Annotated in this window: 2 protein-coding genes; one reads left to right on the plus strand and one right to left on the minus strand. The window is 70.8% G+C overall.

Annotation, left to right across the window (positions count from 1 at the left end; genetic code table 11):
* Positions 1-658: LacI family DNA-binding transcriptional regulator (locus tag AC27IO_RS24060; protein ID WP_498741188.1), on the minus strand; the 658-nt coding region annotated here is incomplete at its 3' end.
* A 257-nt stretch (positions 659-915) separates the two neighbouring features.
* On the opposite strand from AC27IO_RS24060, the gene AC27IO_RS24065 reads away from it, so the two are divergent.
* Positions 916-1567, plus strand: a 652-nt coding sequence (locus AC27IO_RS24065) for a PTS sugar transporter subunit IIA (protein ID WP_498741189.1), incomplete at its 3' end; no start/stop codon positions are given.

Genomic DNA, 1567 nt, shown 5'->3' on the forward strand with positions numbered 1-1567 from the left:
TGCCGGCCTCGCGCGTGGGGGCGACCCAGTGCGGATCGGGCGCCAGCCCGCGTTCGCGCAGTGCATCCGCGTAGCCGGCCTGGCGCTCCTGGCCCGTGGTGCTGTGCGTGCCGGCCAGCACGGCGATGCGGCGGTAGCCGGCGTCCAGCAGGTGTTCGGTGGCCCGCCGGGCGGCCGCGCGGTTGTCCAGCACCACGCGGTCCGCGCGGGTGGTGTCGAGGGCGCGGTCCACCAGCACCATCGGAAACGGCCAGTCGGCGGGCCGCAGGCGCTTGAGGCCTTCCATGGTGGGCGAGAGGATCACGCCGCTGGCCTGCTCGTCGGCCATCAGTTCAAGGTAGGACTGCTCCTTGGCCGGGTCTTCGTCGGTGTTGCACAGGATGAGCCGCAGGCCGTGGCGGTAGGCCACGTCCTCCACCGCGCGACCCACGTCGGTGAAGAACGGGCTGCGGATGTCCGAGACGATCAGCCCCACCAGCGAGGCCCGCTGCTGGCGCAGGCGCCGGGCCGCCAGGTTGGGGCGGTAGGCGAGCGCGGCGATGGCCTGCTCGACGCGCTCGCGCAGCGGCGTGCGCACGGCGGCGGGGTTCGACAGCACGCGCGATACGGTGGTGGTGGAGACGCCCGCGCGCTCCGCGACGTCCTTGATGCTGGCCAAGCGGCTTTCTCCTACAAAAGAAACCGGCGTTCTGGTATCGATTCCTGAAATTGCTTTGCGACGGCCGATCTTGTCGCCATCAGCGACCGATCGGTGCGCTGATTTTGCGCCGCCTCGCGGGGGGTGCCGTGGCATTATTTCATAGGGGATTACCCGAATTTCCATGAGGGAGGGGTGCTTCGTGGCCTTGTCCGCCCTGAAAAGCGGTTTCATAATCCTGCCCTGGAATCGATACCAAAACAAGGAGACATCGCACCATGTCCACGATCCCGGTCGAGGTCCGCCTGGGCGCCGCGCCCCACAACCGAGAAGATGCCGTGCGCGCTGCGGGCGCCCTGCTGGCCCAGGCCGGCCATGCCCAGCCCGCCTATACCGACAGCCTGCTGCAGCGCGAGAAAGTCGCCAACACCTTCCTGGGCCAGGGCCTGGCCATTCCGCACGGCATGGTCGAGGACAAGCACCTCGTGCGGCGCACCGGCCTGGCCGTGCTGCAGGTGCCGGGCGGTGTGCGCTGGGGCGACGATGCCAAGCAGGCACGCCTGGTGGTGGCCATTGCCGCCGCGTCGGACGAGCACATCGCGGTGCTGCGCCGCCTGACCCGCCTGATGCGCGACGACGCCCTGATGGACCGCCTGGCGACCACGCGCGATGCCGGCGAGATCGTGCGGGCGCTCACGGGCGAGGAGTCCGCAGGGGCGGCCGAGGCCGCCGGGCTGGAGGACTTTCCGCTCGGCCACGAGCTGTCGCTCAACTACCCCAACGGCCTGCATGCGCGCCCGGCCGGGCAGTGGGCGCAGGCGGTCAAGCGCTTCACCGCGCGGGTGCACGTGCGCTGCGGCGACACGGTGGCCGATGCCAAGAACCTGGCCGCGCTGCTGAGCCTGGGGCGCGGGCCGGGGGCGCGCAGCT

The sequence above is a fragment of the Acidovorax sp. KNOB132 genome (genome assembly GCF_057541515.1).